This window comes from Pseudonocardia sediminis (assembly GCF_004217185.1).
GTDB classification, from domain to species: Bacteria; Actinomycetota; Actinomycetes; order Mycobacteriales; family Pseudonocardiaceae; genus Pseudonocardia; species Pseudonocardia sediminis.
On sequence record NZ_SHKL01000001.1, the window covers coordinates 1,368,985 to 1,387,138 of the forward strand.

At 71.8% G+C, this 18,154-nt stretch carries 19 protein-coding genes; 15 read left to right on the plus strand and 4 right to left on the minus strand.

What is annotated here, in order from left to right; genetic code table 11:
* Window positions 1-30: 30 nt before the first annotated feature.
* The gene (locus EV383_RS06615; RefSeq protein ID WP_130289082.1) at window positions 31-846 is read right to left on the minus strand and encodes an MIP/aquaporin family protein; all 816 of its coding nucleotides are present in this window, start codon (window positions 844-846) and stop codon (window positions 31-33) included.
* A 191-nt stretch (window positions 847-1,037) separates the two neighbouring features.
* Here EV383_RS06615 and EV383_RS06620 point away from each other — a divergent pair, with 191 nt between their 5' ends.
* From EV383_RS06620 to EV383_RS06670, 11 genes are all read left to right on the plus strand, one after another.
* Window positions 1,038-1,793 carry an IclR family transcriptional regulator gene (locus EV383_RS06620; RefSeq protein WP_130289083.1) on the plus strand — a complete coding sequence of 252 codons (756 nt, stop codon included), beginning with the start codon at window positions 1,038-1,040 and terminating at the stop codon, window positions 1,791-1,793.
* Entirely contained in the window at window positions 1,790-3,313 is a 1,524-nt protein-coding gene (glpK, locus tag EV383_RS06625) for a glycerol kinase GlpK (protein ID WP_130289084.1), read from the plus strand. The genes EV383_RS06620 and glpK overlap by 4 nt, the downstream gene beginning before the upstream one ends.
* A 104-nt stretch (window positions 3,314-3,417) precedes the next feature.
* Window positions 3,418-4,635: a cytochrome P450 gene (locus tag EV383_RS06630; RefSeq protein ID WP_242622939.1), complete on the plus strand. Its 1,218-nt coding sequence runs from the start codon at window positions 3,418-3,420 to the stop codon at window positions 4,633-4,635.
* A gap of 78 nt (window positions 4,636-4,713) precedes the next feature.
* On the plus strand, window positions 4,714-5,124 hold the full coding sequence (locus EV383_RS06640; RefSeq protein WP_130289085.1) for a nuclear transport factor 2 family protein: 411 nt from the start codon (window positions 4,714-4,716) through the stop codon (window positions 5,122-5,124).
* A gap of 188 nt (window positions 5,125-5,312) precedes the next feature.
* A complete protein-coding gene (locus EV383_RS06645) occupies window positions 5,313-6,899 on the plus strand; it encodes a class I adenylate-forming enzyme family protein (RefSeq protein ID WP_130289086.1) in 1,587 nt (528 codons plus the stop codon).
* A 71-nt stretch (window positions 6,900-6,970) separates the two neighbouring features.
* Window positions 6,971-8,092, plus strand: a complete 1,122-nt coding sequence (locus tag EV383_RS06650) for an NDMA-dependent alcohol dehydrogenase (protein ID WP_130289087.1) — start codon at window positions 6,971-6,973, stop codon at window positions 8,090-8,092.
* Window positions 8,093-8,103: 11 nt separating this feature from the next.
* Entirely contained in the window at window positions 8,104-8,535 is a 432-nt protein-coding gene (locus EV383_RS06655; RefSeq protein ID WP_130289088.1) for a nuclear transport factor 2 family protein, read from the plus strand.
* Window positions 8,532-8,948, plus strand: coding sequence for a nuclear transport factor 2 family protein (locus tag EV383_RS06660; protein ID WP_130289089.1), 417 nt, complete (start codon window positions 8,532-8,534; stop codon window positions 8,946-8,948). Before EV383_RS06655 ends, EV383_RS06660 begins: the two co-directional genes overlap by 4 nt.
* On the plus strand, window positions 8,948-9,097 hold the full coding sequence (locus EV383_RS31045) for a hypothetical protein (protein WP_165438256.1): 150 nt from the start codon (window positions 8,948-8,950) through the stop codon (window positions 9,095-9,097). Before EV383_RS06660 ends, EV383_RS31045 begins: the two co-directional genes overlap by 1 nt.
* 115 nt (window positions 9,098-9,212) lie before the next feature.
* Complete coding sequence (locus EV383_RS06665) at window positions 9,213-9,815, plus strand: MFS transporter (RefSeq protein ID WP_130289090.1); 603 nt, start codon at window positions 9,213-9,215, stop codon at window positions 9,813-9,815.
* A gap of 76 nt (window positions 9,816-9,891) precedes the next feature.
* On the plus strand, window positions 9,892-10,737 hold the full coding sequence (locus tag EV383_RS06670) for a mycofactocin-coupled SDR family oxidoreductase (RefSeq protein ID WP_130289091.1): 846 nt from the start codon (window positions 9,892-9,894) through the stop codon (window positions 10,735-10,737).
* 42 nt (window positions 10,738-10,779) lie between these two features.
* Here EV383_RS06670 and EV383_RS06675 read toward each other — a convergent pair whose 3' ends face one another.
* Window positions 10,780-11,577, minus strand: a complete 798-nt coding sequence (locus tag EV383_RS06675) for an SDR family NAD(P)-dependent oxidoreductase (RefSeq protein ID WP_130289092.1) — start codon at window positions 11,575-11,577, stop codon at window positions 10,780-10,782.
* 74 nt (window positions 11,578-11,651) lie between these two features.
* On the opposite strand from EV383_RS06675, the gene EV383_RS06680 reads away from it, so the two are divergent.
* The 4 genes from EV383_RS06680 to EV383_RS06695 all read left to right on the plus strand — a co-directional run bounded on the left by EV383_RS06680 (window position 11,652) and on the right by EV383_RS06695 (window position 15,365).
* On the plus strand, window positions 11,652-13,019 hold the full coding sequence (locus EV383_RS06680) for a phytoene desaturase family protein (protein ID WP_130289093.1): 1,368 nt from the start codon (window positions 11,652-11,654) through the stop codon (window positions 13,017-13,019).
* 16 nt (window positions 13,020-13,035) lie between these two features.
* Window positions 13,036-13,869, plus strand: coding sequence for a mycofactocin-coupled SDR family oxidoreductase (locus tag EV383_RS06685; protein WP_130289094.1), 834 nt, complete (start codon window positions 13,036-13,038; stop codon window positions 13,867-13,869).
* Window positions 13,870-13,879: 10 nt separating this feature from the next.
* The gene (locus tag EV383_RS06690) at window positions 13,880-14,641 is read left to right on the plus strand and encodes an SDR family NAD(P)-dependent oxidoreductase (protein WP_130289095.1); all 762 of its coding nucleotides are present in this window, start codon (window positions 13,880-13,882) and stop codon (window positions 14,639-14,641) included.
* 76 nt (window positions 14,642-14,717) lie between these two features.
* Window positions 14,718-15,365, plus strand: coding sequence for a TetR/AcrR family transcriptional regulator (locus EV383_RS06695; RefSeq protein WP_130289096.1), 648 nt, complete (start codon window positions 14,718-14,720; stop codon window positions 15,363-15,365).
* On the opposite strand, the gene EV383_RS06700 is transcribed toward EV383_RS06695, so the two are convergent.
* Both EV383_RS06700 and EV383_RS06705 read right to left on the minus strand, forming a co-directional pair.
* Window positions 15,280-15,903, minus strand: coding sequence for a MarR family winged helix-turn-helix transcriptional regulator (locus tag EV383_RS06700; RefSeq protein ID WP_130289097.1), 624 nt, complete (start codon window positions 15,901-15,903; stop codon window positions 15,280-15,282). The genes EV383_RS06695 and EV383_RS06700 overlap by 86 nt on opposite strands.
* Window positions 15,904-16,187: 284 nt before the next feature.
* Window positions 16,188-18,110 carry an acetyl/propionyl/methylcrotonyl-CoA carboxylase subunit alpha gene (locus tag EV383_RS06705; RefSeq protein WP_242622940.1) on the minus strand — a complete coding sequence of 641 codons (1,923 nt, stop codon included), beginning with the start codon at window positions 18,108-18,110 and terminating at the stop codon, window positions 16,188-16,190.
* Window positions 18,111-18,154 lie beyond the last annotated feature (44 nt).

An 18,154-nucleotide genomic window follows, 5' to 3' on the forward strand; every position in this document is an offset into this window, starting at 1 on the left:
GTTCGGTGGGGTGCGTGTGTGGGGAGCGGATCAGTCGCGGCCGACCGGCTGCGGGGCGTCCACAGACGGCAGGTTGCGGTCGATCAGGTACTTGTACAGGGCGCCACCGATCAGCCCGCCGACGATCGGCGCGATGATCGGCAACCAGAAGTAGATCGTGCCGTTCTGGTCCACCCAGGCCGTCGCGTAACCGGTGATGAACGAGGCCAGCCGCGGTCCGAAGTCCCGTGCCGGGTTGATCGCGTAGCCGGCGTTCGCGCCGAAGGCCATGCCGATCGCGACGACCAGCAGGCCGATCACGACGGGGACGAGGTTGGCCAGCGGGCCGTTGTTCCGGGCGCTGGTCAGGGCGAAGATCACGAAGACCAGGATCGCCGTGCCCACGATCTGGTCCAGGAACGCGATCGGGATGCTGACCGGCGCCGTGCCGTTGCCGGGCGAGGTGGAGAAGATGCCCTGGCTCGCCGAGGTCAGGCCGGGGTCGGCGGCGCGGATCAGGTCGGAGTAGGTGGCGCGCACGATCAGCGCGCCGACGAACGCACCGACGGTCTGGGCGGCGATGAACGGCCCGACCTTGCGCCAGGAGAAGCCCTGGAACGCGGCCAGCGCGATCGTCACCGCCGGGTTGAGGTGCGCGCCGGAGATCCGGCCCGCCACGTAGACGCCCAGCGCCACGCCGATGCCCCACGCCCAGGCGATCGAGTCGTGGTCACCGAGACTGCCGTCGGAGCTGGTGGTCACCTGGGCCACGACCCCGGTGCCGAACAGGATGAGAATCATGGTGCCGGCGAACTCGGCGCTGAGCTGTGCCAGCAGTCCGGGCTCGCCCTTGTCGGAGCTCGTCATCGAACCCACCTCTCGGTCCCCCTCGACGGGGCCGGGCGGCACCGTCGGACGCGGACGCTATGGGGGGCAGAGTCGCGCGACAACGTGCGCCGTTCGGCAATGCCGAACGGTATGGCTCCGATTGCCTCGTCCTGACGGAAAAGAAGATCGTCCCGGCGGTGCGCACCGTCGTCCTCAGTACGCTCGCGGCCGTGGCCAAGCCGATCCAGTCCATCGAGCGGGCGGCGGCCGTGCTGCGCCTGCTCGGCGGGGCCGGGCGGCCGCTGGCGCTGGCCGAGCTGGCCGCCGCCCTGGACCTGCCCCGCCCGACCGCGCACGGGATCGTCCGCACGCTCTGCGACGAGGAGCTGGTCGGCCAGGACACCGCGACCGGGCGGTACCACCTCGGCGGCGGCCTGACCCGGCTCGGCTCCGCCTGGGACCGTCACGACCTGCGCTCGCGGGCGATGAACTGGGCCGACGCCCTCGCCGCGACGACCGGCTGCGCGGTGTTCCTCGGCGTCCCGGAGGACGGCGGGGTCGGGCTGGTGCACCACGTGTTCCGGCCCGACGGGACCCCGCAGCGGCTGCGCACCAATGCCGTCCAGCCGTTGCACGCGACCGCCTGGGGTCTGTGCCTGCTCGCGTTCGCCCCGGTCGCGGCGCGGGCGCCGGCCGAGCTCGAGCGCTACACGCGCCGCACCGTCACCACCGCCGCGGGACTCGCCGACGTCCTCGCCGAGACCCGTCGCCGCGGCTGGGCGGCCGACATGGGCGGGTACGAGCCGGGCGTCGGCGGGGTCGCGGTCCCGGTGCGCAGCGGGGGCGGCCTCACCGTCGCCGCGCTCGGGGTCGGGGCGCCGACCGAGCAGCTGTTCTCCCCGGACGGCCGGGCCCGGCCGGACCCGCTCGTCGCGCTGACGTCGGCCGCCGCGGAGATCGCGGCGAGCCTGGACGCGGAGCGATGACCGGCGCCGCCGGGACCGGCGAGCGCGTCGTCGCGGCCATCGACCAGGGAACGACGTCGACCCGCTGCCTGCTGTTCACCCACTCCGGGCGGATGGTCGCGGTCGCCCAGCGCGAGCACCGCCAGCACTACCCCCGCCCGGGACTGGTCGAGCACGACGCGATGGAGATCTGGCGCAACGTGCGCCGCGTCGTCCCCGCGGCCCTGCGGCGGGCCGGTCTGGAGCCGTCGAACGTGGTCGCGCTGGGCATCGCCAACCAGCGCGAGACGACGCTGGTGTGGAACCGGCACACCGGCATCCCGCTGGCCCGGGCGATCACCTGGCAGGACACCCGCACCGACACGATCGTCGAACGCCTGGTCTCCGAGGGGCAGACCGGGCTCTACGCCGGGATCAGCGGGCTGGGCCCGGCCACCTACTTCGCCGGCCCGCGCCTGCAGTGGCTGCTCGACCACGTGCCCGGCGCCCGCGAGGGGGCCGAGTCCGGCGACGTCCTGTTCGGGACCATCGAGACCTGGCTGATCTGGCGGCTCACCGGCGGCCCGGACGGCGGTCGGCACGTCACCGACGTGACCAACGCCAGCCGCACGATGCTGATGGACCTACGCACCCTGCAGTGGTCCGACGAGCTGCTCGACGCGCTGCGGGTGCCGCGCCGGATGCTGCCCGAGATCCGGTCCAACTCCGAGGTCTACGGGCACTGCACCGGCGTCCTCGACGGCGTCCCGGTGGCCGGGGCGCTCGGTGACCAGCAGGCCGCGCTCGTCGGGCAGACCTGCTTCGCCCCCGGCGAGGCCAAGTGCACCTACGGCACCGGCGGGTTCCTGCTCAAGAACACCGGCTCCCGGATCGCCGGCTCCGAGGACGGGCTGATCCCGACCGTCGGCTACCTGTTCGGCGACGACCCCGTCTACGCCCTCGAGGGCTCGATCGCGATGACCGGGTCGCTGGTGCAGTGGTTCCGCGACGCGCTCGGGATGATCTCCACCGCGGCCCAGATCGAGACCCTGGCCATGACCGTCCCGGACAACGGCGGGTGCTACGTCGTGCCCGCGTTCTCCGGGCTCTACGCCCCACGCTGGCACCCCGACGCGCGCGGCGTCATCGTCGGGCTGACCTCCTACATCCACCGCGGCCACCTCGCCCGGGCCGTGCTGGAGGCGACCGCCTGGCAGACCCGCGAGGTACTCGACGCGATGAACCGCGACTCCGGCCTGCCGGTGACCCGGCTCAAGGTCGACGGCGGCATGACGGCCAACCACCTGCTCATGCAGTTCGTGGCCGACGTGCTCGACGTGCCGGTGGAGCGCCCGCTGGGGTCCGAGGCGGTCTCGCTCGGCGCGGCGTACGCGGCCGGCCTGGCCGTCGGGTACTGGCCGGACCTGGAGGTGCTGCGCCGCAACTGGCACCGGGCCGCGGCCTGGGAACCGGGCATGGACCCGGGCCTGCGCCGCCGGGAGCACGAGAACTGGGGCCGCGCGGTGGACCGCAGCTTCGGCTGGGCCCGCCACTCCTCCTGAGCACCGGGCCGTCGGTTGTCCGTGCTCGGCGTGTGATGCTAATCTCACCGCTACCAAACGGCCGTTAGACGACGACGTCATCCCGCCCCGGAGGTACGCCGACCGTGTCCGCTCCCACCGCCGCCCCGGACATCCTCTCCCCGGAGTTCGCCGCCGACCCGTACTCGGCGTACCGCGTGATGCGCGACGACCACCCGCTGATCTGGCACGAGCCGACGCAGAGCTACGTGATCAGCCGCTACGCCGACGTCGTCCGGGCGTTCAAGGACCCGCTGTTCACCAGCCGCAACTACGACTGGCAGCTCGAACCGGTGCACGGCCGCACGATCCTGCAGATGGACGGCCGCGAGCACTCCACGCACCGCAACCTGGTCGCACCGGCGTTCCGCGGGCGCGACCTGGCCGAGAAGTTCGTGCCGGTGATCGAGCGGAACTCCGCCGAGCTGATCGAGGCCTTCGCCGCCGACGGTGAGGTCGACCTGGTCGCGCAGTACGCGACCCGGTTCCCGATCAACGTCATCGTCGACATGCTCGGACTGCCGAAGTCCGACCACGAGCACTTCCACCGCTGGTACACCTCGATCATGGGGTTCCTGTCGAACCTCTCCGGCGACGAGACGGTGATGGCCGACGGGATCCGGACCAAGGGCGAGTTCGAGGACTACATGGTCCCGATCATCGCCGCGCGGCGGGAGAATCCCGGCGACGACCTGCTCTCCACGCTGTGCACCGCCGAGATCGACGGTGAGCGGATGACCGACCACGAGATCAAGGCGTTCTGCAGCCTGCTGCTCACCGCGGGCGGCGAGACCACCGACAAGGCCATCGCCAGCGTGATGAGCAACCTGGTCGCGCACCCGGACCAGCTCGCCGCCGTCCGCGCCGACCACTCCCTGATCCCGGCCGCGTTCGCCGAGACGCTGCGCCACTCCCCGCCGGTCCACATGATCATGCGCCAGCCGGCCGAGGACGTGGAGCTCTCCGGCGGCACGGTCGAGGCGGGGAGGACCGTCACCTGCCTGATCGGCGCCGCGAACCGTGACCCGGAGCAGTACGAGCGCCCCGACGAGTTCGACATCGCCCGCCCCGACCTGGACCAGGGCCGCGCCTACACCGCCGGTGCCAACCACACGGCGTTCGCGCTGGGGCGGCACTTCTGCGTCGGCGCGCTGCTGGCCCGCACCGAGCTGGAGACGGCCGTCGCGCACCTGCTCGACGCGATGGACGACATCGCCTTCGCCGACGGCGCCCCGCCGCCCGAGCACGGCGTGTTCACCCGCGCCCCGTCGCAGCTGCGTCTCACCTTCACCCCGACCACCTGAGAACCCCCGACCACCTGAGAACCCCCGACCACCTGAGAACCCCCGACCGCCTGAGAACCCCCGACCGGAGGACCCGCGATGACCGCCCGCCCGGAGATCGAGAACGCCATCCACCGCGCCGCGTGGGGCTACGACGAGAACGACGTCGACCTCATCGCCGACCAGTTCGCCGACAACGCCGAGCTGACCATGCAGATCGGCCGCGACGGCGACACGATCGGCCCGTTCTCCGGCCGGGAGGCGATCCGGAAGCTGCACGCGGACTCGCTCGTCTCGCAGACCGACCAGCGCCGGCACAACGTCAGCAACGTGATCATCGACGCCGAGTCGGCGGACTCCGCGTCGACGCTGGCGAACCTGACGCTGCTCTCGATCGAGAACGGCGCGATCAAGGTCCTGAGCAGCGGCTACTACCGCGACGAGTTCACCCGCGACGGCGGCACCTGGCGGATCGCGACCCGTCACATCTATCTCGACCTGCCCTACTAGGAGCGCGCGGGGCCCGGCGTCCCGACGTCGGTGGCCGTCGGGTCGTCCTGGCCGGGAAACGCCAGGTGAGAGCCCTTGTCCGCCCCCGGGCGTGATGCTAATCTCGCGGCTACCAAACGGCTGTTTGGCGAGCCGCCGGGTGCCCCCTCGCCGGGTCCGGGCCGTGTAGCAGATCGAGGGAGATCCGCGTGGTCAACATCGGCCAGATCCCGTCCAAGTGGGCTGCGCTGACGCCGGGGCGGGACGCGATCGTCGACGCCCCGAACGGCCGGCGGATGGACTGGCGCACGCTCGACGAGCGGGTGCGGCGGCTGGCCAACGGGCTCGGCAGCCCGAAAAATCGACACAGTGGTGATGGCGGGCTCGGACTCGACAAGGGCGACCGCGTCGCGATCCTGGCCAAGAACTCGATCGAGTACCAGGAGCTCTACTACGCCGCGGGCCGGGCCGGGCTCGTCGCGCAGCCGCTGAACTGGCGTCTCGGCGCCGGCGAGCTGGCGAAGATCGTCGCGGACGCGGCGCCGAAGGCCGTGATCACCTCCGACGAGTGGCTCGAGACCGGCAAGGAGCTGCAGGCCGCGGTCGACGTGCCGCACTGGCTGCAGTTCGGCCCCGGCGGCGACGGCAGCTACGAGGACCTCCTCGCCCGCAGCGGTGACCACGAGCCGGAGCGGTCGTCGCAGGTCGGCGACGCGGACCCGTTCTTCATCCTCTACACCGGAGGGACGACGGGGGAGTCGAAGGGCGCGCTGCACAGCCACACCAGCGTGTCGTTCGGGATGCTCAACCAGACCGTCGCGGAGCGGATCGTCCCGACCGACGTCTACATGCTGACCGGGCAGATGTACCACATCCCGGTGGTGCTCTCGATGAACTACATGCGCCACGGCTGCCCGCTGGTGCTGATGAACTTCGAGGCCCGCACGGCGCTGGAGCTGATCGAGGCGGAGAAGGTCTCGGCGTTCCTGGGCATCACCACGATGCTCAACTGGATGATGGCGGTGCCCGGCTTCTCCGGGTTCGACATCTCCAGCCTGCGCAACATCCAGTACGGCGGCGGGCCGATGCCGTCGAGCGTGGTCAAGGCGGCGCTGGACAACTTCCCCTGCACGCTGATCCAGGGCTACGGGCAGACCGAGGGAACCACGATGTGCTTCCTGTCCCAGGAGGACCACGCCGCCGCGGTGCGCGGCGTGCACCCAGAGCGGCTGATGTCCTGCGGGCGCGAGGGGTTCGTGACGCGGGTGCGCGTCGTCGACCCGGACGGCGACGAGGTCCCCCGTGACGGGAGGACCGCGGGCCAGATCATCGTGCGGTCCGAGGCGAACATGCTGGGCTACCTGGGCCGCCCGGACCTGACCGGGGCCACGATCCGCGACGGCTGGATGTGGACAGGCGACATCGCGACCTGGGACGCCGAGTCCTACGTGTTCATCGTCGACCGCTCCAAGGACATGATCATCTCCGGCGGGGAGAACATCTACTCGATCCAGGTCGAGGAGGCGGTCAACCAGCACCCGTCGGTCCTGGAGTGTGCCGTGATCGGCGTCCCGGACGACGAGTGGGGCGAGAGCGTCAAGGCGTTCGTCGTGCTCAAGCCCGAGACCACCGCGACCGAGGCCGAGATCGTCGAGACCGCCCGTGCGCACCTGGCGTCGTACCAGAAGCCGCGCTCGGTGGAGTTCGTCGACGCCCTGCCCAAGGCCCCCACCGGGAAGATCCTCAAGCGCGACCTCCGCAGGCCCTTCTGGGCCGACCGCGACCGTTCCGTCTGACCCATGACACCGCCGCGGACCCCCGTTCCGCGGCGGCACCGACCATTCCCGCGACGTCGAAGGAGACTGCAGTGAAGACCAAGGGAGCCCTGCTCTGGGAGCCGGGGACGAACTCCGGCTGGAGCGTCGAGGAGATCGAGGTCGACCCGCCGAAGCGCCGCGAGGTGATGGTCAAGCTCGCCGCGTCCGGCATCTGCCACTCCGACCAGCACCTCGACGACGGCGTCATCCCGTTGCCGTGGTCGCCGGTGCTGGGCGGGCACGAGGGTGCCGGCGTCGTCACCGAGCTCGGCCCGGAGACCGAGGGGCTCGAGGTCGGTGACCACGTCGTGCTGTCGTTCCTGCCCTCGTGCGGGCGCTGCAAGATGTGCGTCTCGGGCAAGTCGAACATGTGCGACCTGGGCAACGGGGTGCTCGCCGGTGTCGCGCCGGACGGCACGCACCGGGTGCACGCCCGCGGCAAGGGCGTCGGCTGCATGTCGTACCTGGGCACGTTCGCCCCGTACGTGACGGTGCCGGTCGACGCCGTCGTCAAGATCGAGAAGGACATCCCGCTGGACAAGGCCGCGCTGATCGGTTGCGGCGTGCCCACCGGGTGGGGCTCCTCGGTCTACGCCGCGGACATGCAGCTCGGCGACACCGTGGTGATCGTCGGGATCGGCGGGGTCGGGATCAACGCCGTGCAGGGCGCCCGGCACAAGGGCGCGCGCAACATCATCGCTATCGACCCGGTGCCGTTCAAGCAGGAGCAGGCCCAGGCGTTCGGGGCCACGCACGCCGTGGGGTCGTACGAGGAGGCCGCGAAGCTCGTCGAGCAGATGACGAACGGCCAGGGCGCCGACCGGGTGATCATCACCGTCGGCGTCGCGTACGGGAACCTGCTCAACCCCGCCCAGGAGATGACCCGGCGAGGCGGCGTCATGGTGCTGACCTCGGCCGCGCCGATCATGCAGCGCGACATGGAGTTCGACCTGTTCACCTTCGCCATGTCCGGCAAGCGCCTGCAGGGCTCGCTGTACGGGACCACGAACTCGCGCAACGACATCCCGCTGATGACGGAGCTCTACCGGACCGGCCAGCTCAAGCTCGACGAGCTGATCACGAAGACCTACAAGCTCGAGGACATCAACCAGGCGTTCACGGACATGCAGGAGGGCAAGAACCTGCGTGGCGTGATCATGTACGACGACTGAGGAGCGGGAACATGACCGACAACCGTGCGGACGACGTCGCCGGCATCGTGGCCGCGACCCACCTCTACGCCCGCGGGCTGGACCTGTTCCGCCCGAAGGAGGCGCTCTCGGCCTACACCGACGACGCCTACTGGGACGCCACCCCCGTGGGGCTCAAGCGCTTCGAGGGCTCGGAAGAGATCCTCGGGTTCTTCCAGGCCGACGCCGACGCGATGGCCGAGCAGTTCCACATCATCACCAACCACATCGTCGACTTCGACGGCCCGGACGACGCGCACGGCACGAACTACGTGTTCTCCGAGGGGAAGACGAAGTCCGGCGCGTCGATCCGGGCGATTGCGCTGAACGAGGACGAGTACCGCCGCGTCGACGGCGTCTGGAAGATCTCCGGCCGCAAGATCACGCCGTTGACGGCGCCCGAGATGGACGGCTTCGACGCGTGAGCGGCGGCGAGGAGGTCGTCCGGACCTACATCGACATCATGAACAAGCTGGACCTGGACGCGTTCGCCGACCTGGTGACCGACGACGTCGTGGTCCGGCTGCCCTACGCGCCGGACCCGGTGCCGAAGGTGACCGAGGGCAAGGCCGGCGTCGTCGGGCTCTACGGCGGGTTCCCGTCGCTGGTCAGCCCGCTGGGCTTCCACGACCTGGTGATCACGCCGCTGCCGGGCGAGGGCGAGTTCCTGGCCACCTACCGCAGCGACTGCACGATGCTCGCCACCGGCAACCCGTACCGCAACGACTACATCGCCACGTTCACGGTGCGCGGGGACAAGCTCGCCGCGTTCACCGAGTACTTCGACCCGCTCGTGTTCGTGACCGCGGGCGGGGCGACGGTGCAGGCCCCCGGCTGATGGACGCGTCCTCCGGGCCCCGCCGCACCCGCGGCGGGGCCGAGGGCGGGGCGATCGCGAGCTACGCCCTGGTCGGGATGCTCGTCGGCAGCTCTACAACTCGATCGTCCACATCGGCTACTCGACCGGTGGCGTGCTGGCGGCGCTGATCGCGATCCCGGTGCTGCCCGCGCTGGGCTTCCGGTCGATGTACCTGATCGGCGCGCTGCCGGTGCAGGTGCTGTTCCCGATCGCCTACCGGTACCTGCCCGAGTCGCCCGCGGACTGTTCGGGCCCACCTACCGGCGACGGTCGGTCGTGTTCGCGCTCGTCGGGTTCTGCGGGCTGCTGCTCACCTACGGCGTCGGGACCTGGCTGCCGGAGATCATGCGCAAGTCCGGGTTCGAGCTCGGGTCGGCGCTGTCGTTCCTGCTCGTGCTGAACCTGGGCAACATCGTGGGCAGCCTGCTGGTCGCCCGGGTGGCGGACCGGATCGGTTCCCGGCGGGTCGTCCCGGCGGCGTTCGGGCTGGGGACGGTGTGCCTGGTGCTGATGGCGCTCGCACCGCCGGCTGCGGTGCTCTACGTGCTGGTCGCGCTCGTCGGGTTCGGGGCGATGGGGGCGCAGATCCTGGTCAACGGGTTCGTCGCGTCGTCCTACCCGGCACGGATCCGGGCCACCGGTCTGGGCTGGGTCGTCGGGTTCAGCCGCCTCGGCGGGATCGCCGGGCCGACCGGGGCCGGGCTGGTGCTCGCCTCCGGGGTGGGGGTCGCGTGGAACTTCTGGTTCTTCGCCGTGTTCTCGCTCGCGGCGGCGTCGCTGCTGCTGGTCCTGGGCCCGGTCGGGGACAGACGGGAGGCCCCGACGGCGACCCGAACGGCCGGTTGACCGACCTCCTGTCCCGCAACCACGGTGGGGTCGTGGCCGGCAACGGGGCCGGTCACGACTCCACCGGAGGTCCGCCATGGGGCGTGTCGAGGGCAAGGTCGCACTGATCACCGGAGCCGCACGGGGGCAGGGCCGCAGTCACGCGGTCCGGCTGGCGCAGGAGGGCGCGGACATCATCGCCGTCGACATGTGTGCCGACGCGAAGACGGTGCCCTACGCGCTCGGCACCCGTGACGACCTGGCCGAGACGGCCCGTCTGGTCGAGGAGCTCGACCGCCGGGTGCTCACCCGCGTCGCCGACGTCCGCGACCTCGGGGCGCTGGAGTCGGCCGTCGCCGACGGGGTGACCGAGTTCGGGCATCTCGACATCGTCTCGGCGAACGCCGGCATCGGCTCGTTCGCGCCGGCCTGGGAGCTCTCCGAGGAGACCTGGCAGGAGATGATCGACATCAACCTGACCGGCGTCTGGAAGACCACCAAGGCCGCCATCCCGCAGATGATCTCCCAGGGCACCGGCGGCTCGATCGTCCTGACCAGCTCCGCGGCCGGGCTGGTCGCCTACGGCAACCTGGCGCACTACACCTCGGCCAAGCACGGGGTGGTCGGGCTGATGCGGGTGCTCGCCGTCGAGCTGGCGCAGTACGGGATCCGGGTCAACACGGTGAACCCGACGACGGTCGACACGGACATGCTCGGCAACCAGGCCATCTACTCGCTGTTCACCGGCGACGAGAACGCGACCCGCGAGCAGGCGATGGAGGCGTTCAAGGGCCTCAACGCGATGCCGGTGCCCTGGGTGGAGCCGGTCGACGTCTCCAACGCCGTGCTGTACCTGGCCTCGGACGAGGCCCGCTACGTCACCGGCTCGACGCACGTGGTCGACGCCGGCGGAACCCAGCCCTACCGGTTCCCGCACGCCTGAGCCGGTCCGGCGGACGGGTCCCGCGGCACTCGCGTCCGGCCCTCAGCGAGGGGGCTGGGGCAGCGCCGCGGTGATCCCGCCGTCGACGGTGAACGTCTGCCCGGTCGTCCAGCGCGACTCGTCGGAGGCCAGGTAGAGCGCGAGGGCGGCGACCTCGTCCTCGGTGCCCAGGCGCCGGGCGGGGTAGACCGACGCGACCCGGGCCATCGCCTCGTCCGGGTCCATGCCGGCGCCCGCGCCTCCGCCGGAGGCGTAGGTGTCGCGCACCAGCGGCGTCGGCACCGTCGCGGGGGCGACGACGTTCACCCGGATCCCGTGCGGGCCGTAGTCGACGGCGGCCTGTCGGGCCATCCCGATGCAGCCGGCCTTGGCCGCGGCGTAGGGGAAGATCCCCGGCACGCCGCGCAGCCCGCCGACGCTGGCCTGCACGATCACCGACCCGGACCCCTGCTCGACCATCGACGGCAGCGCCCACCGGAACGAGAGCCACTTGCTGGTCAGGTTTCCCGCGATCACCCGGTCCCACGTCTGCAGGTCGGTGTCGGCGGCGGTGCCCGCCCCGGCGATCCCGGCGCAGGCGTAGACGACGTCGATCCGCCCGAAGCGCTCCAGCGCGTCCTCGGTGGTGGCCCTCGCCTGGTCCGGGTCGGCGAGGTCGGCCTCCCGCGCGAACGACTCCCCGCCGGCGGCACGGATCGCGGCCGCGGTGTCGGCGACGGCCGGATCGCGGTCCGCGCACAGCACCCGTGCGCCCTCGCGGGCGAACATCGTCGCGGCGGCCCGCCCGATCCCGGACGCCGCGCCGGTGACGAGCGTGGCCTTGCCGTCGAGCCTGCCCATGACGTGCTCCCTTGCCGTGACGGGGGTCTGCTGCCTACGTTCTACCAAACGAACGGTAGTGGGAAGGGGTGGCCATGTCCCAGGACGTCATCGGGCTCGGCGCCGGGGTGTCCGGGCTGGTCACCGCCTGCCTGCTGGCCGAGCAGGGGCAGCGGGTGCTGCTGCTGGAGAAGCACGGTCACCTGGGTGGACGGGCACGCGAGTACCGCTACCGCGGGCATCAGATCGGGCTCGGCAGCCATCTCGTCGAGGACCCGGGTGACTCGCTGACCCGGGTCTGCGCGGTGCTCGGGCACGAGCTGGAGCACTCCCGCCGCAGCGACTCGATGCCGTTCTGGACGAACGGGAAGGGCTGGGCGCCGATTCAGGAGCAGTACTCCGGCGCGGCCAAGGCCGGGCTCAAGCGCTGCATCCGGGCCCTGGCCGACACCCCGTACTCCGAGCTGGAGAACTGGAACCACGCGTCGTTGCGGGAGTGGATGGCCCAGCACACCTCCGACGAGGGCGTCTACACGGTGTGGGAGGCGATCTCGGTGCTGGAGCAGATCACGCTGCGCCCGCACGAGCACTCGGCGTCGGAGAACCTCTTCACCCGCAAGATGCACTACGAGGCACGGCGGACGGCCGGGTACTCGTTCTGGCCGATGGGCGGCTGGGACGCGCTCTGGCACGCCATGGTCGAACGGTTCCAGGCCCTCGGCGGGGAGCTGCGGCTCTCGACGCCGGTCTCGCGGGTCCGGGTCCACGACGGGGCGGTGCGCGGGGTGCGGCTGCGGTCCCTCGACGGCGGCCCGGCCGAGGAGATCGACGCCGACCGGGTCGTGGTGTCCGCGCCGGTGTGGGATCTGCCGCGGCTGTTCGACTCCGGCGCCCTGCCGTGGGACCTGCTGGCCCGGATCCGGATGCTGGCCGACAACCGCAACCGCGCCTGCTGGATCGGCTACTGGATCGCCGCGGAGGAGCCGGTGATCGCGATGACCGAACGGGAGATGGCCTCGTTCCTGTCGACGCCGCGCTGCGGGCTGCCCGGGTTCACGCTCAACTTCACCGGCTACGACCCGTCGGTCTCACCGACGGGGGAGTACCTGACCTGCGTCGGAGCCTCGTTCGACGCCACCGAGCGATATGGCGACCGCCCCTGGATCGACCGCAAGTTCGCCGAGCTGTGGGACGACATCGAGGAGATGATGCCGGCCGCCCGCGGCGCGCTCTGGACGAAACCGCACGTGGTGAACAACTACGGGGTGATCAACAAACCGGGCCTGGTCGGGCCGGTGCGCCCGGACACCGAGGTCCGCGGCGTCGAGGGACTGTGGCTGACCGGGGACACGACCCGCTCGCGCGGGATCGGGATCGACAAGGCGGCCCGGGCCGGGATCACCACGGCCGAGTCGGTGCTGGGACGACGGCTGCCGGCGTTCGCCGGGACCGTGCGCTACTGAGACGAGGGGATCGAGCATGGCGGGTCGGATGGAGGGCAAGGTCGCGTTCATCACGGGCGCGGCGCGCGGGCAGGGCCGCAGTCATGCGGTGCGGCTGGCGCAGGAGGGCGCGGACATCATCGCGGTGGACGTCTGCGCCCCGATCGCCAGCGTGGACAAGTACCCGGGCGCCACCCGGGCCGACCTGGACGAGACCGTCGCCGAGGTCGAGAAGCTGGACCGGCGGATCGTCGCCCGGGTCGCCGACGTCCGCGACGCCGGCGGCCTGCAGGCCGCACTCGACGAGGGCGTGTCCGAGCTGGGGGGGCTGGACACCGTCGTCGCCAACGCCGGGATCGCCAGCTACGGCATGAGCGTCGACCTGACCGAGCAGATGTGGCAGGACATGCTCGACGTCAACCTCACCGGCGTCTGGCACACCGCGAAGGCGGCCGTGCCGCACCTGCGCGCCCGTGGCGGCGGCTCGATGGTGTTCACCAGCTCGATCGGCGGGCTGAAGGGGATCATGCAGGTCGCGCACTACGTCTCGGCGAAGCACGGGCTGGTCGGCCTGATGCGCACGATGGCCAACGAGCTCGCGGCCGAGCGCATCCGGGTCAACACCGTGCACCCGACCAACGTCGACACCCACATGATCCAGAATCCCGGCACGTACGGGATGTTCGCCCCGGGCGACCCGGACCCCACACAGGACAAGGCGATGGCCGGGTTCATGTCCCTCAACGCGCTGCCGGTGCCGTGGGTCGACCCGGTCGACATCAGCAACGCGGTGCTGTTCCTGTCCAGCGACGAGGCCCGCTACGTCACCGGCGTGGCACTGCCCGTCGACGCCGGCGCGAACGTCAAGTAGGGAGATCGGGATGCGGATCGACGGTGCGGTCGGACTGGTCACCGGCGGAGCGTCCGGCCTGGGTGGCGGGACGGCCCGGATGCTGGTCGAGCGAGGCGGCAGTGTCGGGATCCTCGACCTGCCGTCCTCGGCCGGGGAGGCGTTCGCGGCCGAGCTGGGGGAGCGGGCGCTGTTCGTCCCGGTCGACGTCGCCGACGAGAGCCAGGTCGAGAGCGGGGTCGCCGCCGTCGCGGAGCACTTCGGGCGGATCGACGTGTGCGTGAACGCGGCCGGGATCAGCCCGGCGGCGCGGGTGCTCTCCCGCAAGGGGCAGCTGCACCCGCTCGACGTGTTCCGGCGGACGGTCGAGATCAACCTGGTCGGGACCTTCGACGTGCTGCGGCACGCGGTGGCCGCCATGGCGCGCAACGAGCCCGGCCCCGACGGCGAGCGCGGCCTGATCGTGAACGTGTCCTCGGCCGCGGCGCTGGAGGGGCAGGCCGGGCAGGCCGCCTACTCGGCGTCCAAGGGCGGGATCGTCGCGCTGACCCTGCCGCTGGCCCGCGACCTCGCCATCTGGGGCGTGCGGGTGATGACGGTGTGCCCGGGCATCATGGACACCGGCATGCTGGCCGGGGCCGACGAGCAACGCCGCGAGGCGCTGATGGACCTGCACGTGTTCCCGAAGCGGCTCGGCCGGCCGTCGGACTTCGCCGCCCTCGTGGCGTCGTTCATGGAGAACGAGCTGATCAACGGCGAGGTGGTGCGGCTCGACGCCGCGACCCGGCTCTGAGGACCGCGAGTACGGGGACCGCGCCTACCAAACGGTAGACTTCTTCCTTCACCGAACGTCGAAGGGTCGTGGCCAGGTGCGACAGCCAGCAGGGCGCAGCGCCCGGCGGTCCGGCGGGGAGCGCAAGCCCCGCGAGGAGCGCTGGGCCGAGCTCATCGAGGTCGCCACCCAGGTGTTCTACGAGAAGGGCTACGACGGCGCCTCCCTGCAGGACATCGCGGACCGTCTCGGGATGCTCAAGGGCAGCCTCTACTACTACATCCAGTCCAAGGAGGACCTGCTCTTCGACGTCATCTCGACCGTGCACCGCGACGGCCTCGCCGTCGTCCGGGCCCGCGCCGAGGTCGAGGGCTCACCGCTGGAGAAGCTCGAGTCGGTGATCGTCGGGCACGTCGAGCACACCTGCCGCAACCTCGTGCCGACCGCGGTCTTCCTGCACGAGCTCTCCGCGCTGCCGATCGACCGGCGCAAGGAGGTCCTCGGCAGCGAGCACGCCTACCAGGGCGTGTTCCGCGACCTGATCGAGCAGGCGCAGAGGCAGGGCGACGTCCGCGCCGACCTCGACCCCCGCCTGGCCGCGCTGTCGGTCCTGGGGTCGACGAACTGGGTGTACCGCTGGTTCCGTCCCGGCGGCGCGTTCACCCCGGAGCAGATCGGGTCGGAGCTGGCCGAGATGTCGATCCGCGGGATCGCCACCGAGAAGGCTCTCGCTGCCAGAGCCTGAGCGCGCGCGCCTGCCGGAAGGCCCGGTCCGTCGCACGGGACAGGAAGATCGTCACGGCGTCGAGGTCGGCGTCGTCCAGCCCGTGCAGCAACTCGACGGCGACCCGTTCCTTCCGCCGCAGCCGGAGCTTCTCGATCGTCGTCTCGATGTGACGGCGAGCGGCGTCGGTGGGCCGTAGGACACGCCGACGCCCGTCGGACGGGTCCGGCGAGCGGCTGAGGAGCCCCTCCTGCTCCAACCGGTCGGCGAGACCACTGATCGCTCCACTGGTCAGGCCGGTCATGCCGACCAGCTGGCTCCCGGTCAGGTCGCCGTGCTGGATCAGCAGGTCCAGCATCAGATGCTCGGTCCCGGTGATCCCGAGCCGTTGGGTCAGGGCCTGCCGGAACAGCATCGAACCGATCTCCAGGCGCGCCAGGAGATCCAGGATCTCCTCGGCGTCGGTGATCTCCTCGGAGTCGGAGTCGGAGTCGGAGTCGGAGTCGGCGTCGGAGTGGTGGGCGTGGGCGTGTCGGTCGTGATCGTGGGAGCCGGTCATGTGGTGATTCGCTCACGAGGCCGCACGGATGCCGGCCGCGCCGGGACGGTGCGGAACCGCGCGCCGCGGTCTGCTTCCCGACTGTGAATCGGAGCGCCGGCCCCGGGTGGTGCTCCGTGGAAATTCGCTCACGAAGTCTCAGAACCGGTGACGGAGTTTCCGCGACGGCCCTGCCGCGAGTCTGCTCGGCGGGCCCGCCCCGCCCTCCGGGAACGGGAACGGGAACGGGTGCCGGTGTCGGGTCGCCGGTCTTCTCGACGGTGGGCGGCGGACCGATCGCACGGTCAGCGGGTGACGACCTCGACCAGGACTGTGCCGGCGGGGACCGAGGCGCCCGGCGTGACCGGGACGGCGCGCACGGTGCCGGCGATCTCGGAGCGGATCTCCATCTCCATCTTCATCGCCTCCAGCACGACCACCACGTCGCCCGCGGCGATCTCCTGGCCGGGCTCGACCCGGACGGCGATCACCGTGGCGTCCATCGGCGCGGTGGGAGGCCCGCCGGGGCCGCCCGCGGTGGCGGCGGCGCGGTCGTCGTCGGTGCGGGAGCGGCGGGTCGAGGTCCCGGCCTGTCGACCGGCAGGGATCGGCCGGCCGTAGACCTCGATCTCGACGGGTCCGCGGTCGGTCGCGATGCGGACGCGTCGGGCCGGGATGTCGCCGTCGGCGCCGGTCGCTGCGCCGTTCGACGCCCCGGGTCCGGGGGCCGCCGCGGGTCCGGAGCCGTTGGTCGCCGGGTGGCCGGGCATGGCGCCGGACCGGGCGCCCGACGGGGCGCCCGCGGTGGCTCCGGGACCGGCCCCGGCGGCGGTGGTGGCCGTGGTGTCGTTGGCGTTGGCGAGGAGCGTGGCGGGGTCCCACTCGCGTTCGACCGACCCGGTGTCGTGCGTCGCGGTGGTGAAGGTGTCCTGGTCGAGGACGGCGCGCAGGTAGGGCGCGGTCGTCGCGATGCCGTCGACGCGGAGCTCGCCGAGTGCGGCGGACAGGCGGCGGCGGGCGGTGTCGCGGTCGGGGCCGTGGGCGAGGACCTTCGCGAACATCGAGTCGTACTCGGCCGCGACCGAGCCACCGGACTCCAGGCCGGTGTCCACGCGCAGGCCCGGCCCGGTGGGCAGGGTGAGCGTGCCGATGCGGCCGGGGGAGGGGCGGAACGACAGGGCCGGGTCCTCGGCGGCGATCCGGGCCTCGATCGCGTGGCCGCGGACGGTGACGTCGCCGGGGGTGAGGGTGAGCGCGCGGCCGTCGGCGATGCGCAGCTGCTCGGCGACGAGGTCGACGCCGGTGACCAGCTCCGTGACGCCGTGCTCGACCTGCAGGCGGGTGTTCATCTCGAGGAAGTAATGGGCGTCGTCGGCGACGAGGAACTCGACGGTCCCGGCACCGGTGTAGCCGACGTCGCGTGCGATGCGGAGGGCGGCGTCGGTGATCGCGGCGCGCAGGTCGGGGGACAGATCCGGTGCGGGCGCCTCCTCGATCAGCTTCTGGTGGCGGCGCTGCACCGAGCAGTCGCGGTCGCCGAGCGCGAGAACCGTGCCGTGGGTGTCGCCCAGGACCTGCACCTCGACGTGCCGCGGACGCTCCAGGTAGCGCTCCAGATGCACCTCGGAGCGACCGAAGGCGGCGGCGGCCTCGCGACCGGCGGCGGCCAGGGCGTCGTCCAGCCCGTCGAGACCCTGCACGACGCGCATGCCGCGCCCGCCGCCGCCGAACGACGCCTTGACCACCAGCGGCCAGCCGATCTCCTCGGCGGACGCGATGACCCCGTCCCGGTCGTCGACGTCGAGCGCGCCGGTGCCGGGCGGGACCGGGACGTCGCAGGCGACCGCGACCGCACGCGCCGCGACCTTGTCGCCCATCCGCGCGATCACCTCGGGCGAGGGGCCCACGAACGCCATCCCGGCCGCGACGACGGCGGCGGCGAATCCGGCGTCCTCGGAGAGCAGGCCGTACCCGGGGTGCACCGCGTCCGCACCGGCGGTCTTGGCCGCGTCGAGGAGCGCGTCGATGTCGAGGTAGGACTGTCGTGCGGGTGCCGGACCGATCCGGTGGGCGTCGTCGGCGAGCCGCACGTGCAGGGCGTCGGCGTCGGCGTCGCTGTACACCGCGACGGCACGTAACCCCAGCTCACGGCACGCGCGGACGATCCGCACCGCGATCTCCCCGCGGTTGGCCACCAGGACGGTGCGGATACCCAGTCGGTCGGCCACGGGGGCTCCTTGTCCGTTCGGTGAGGTGCGCTTCGAGGTCTGTC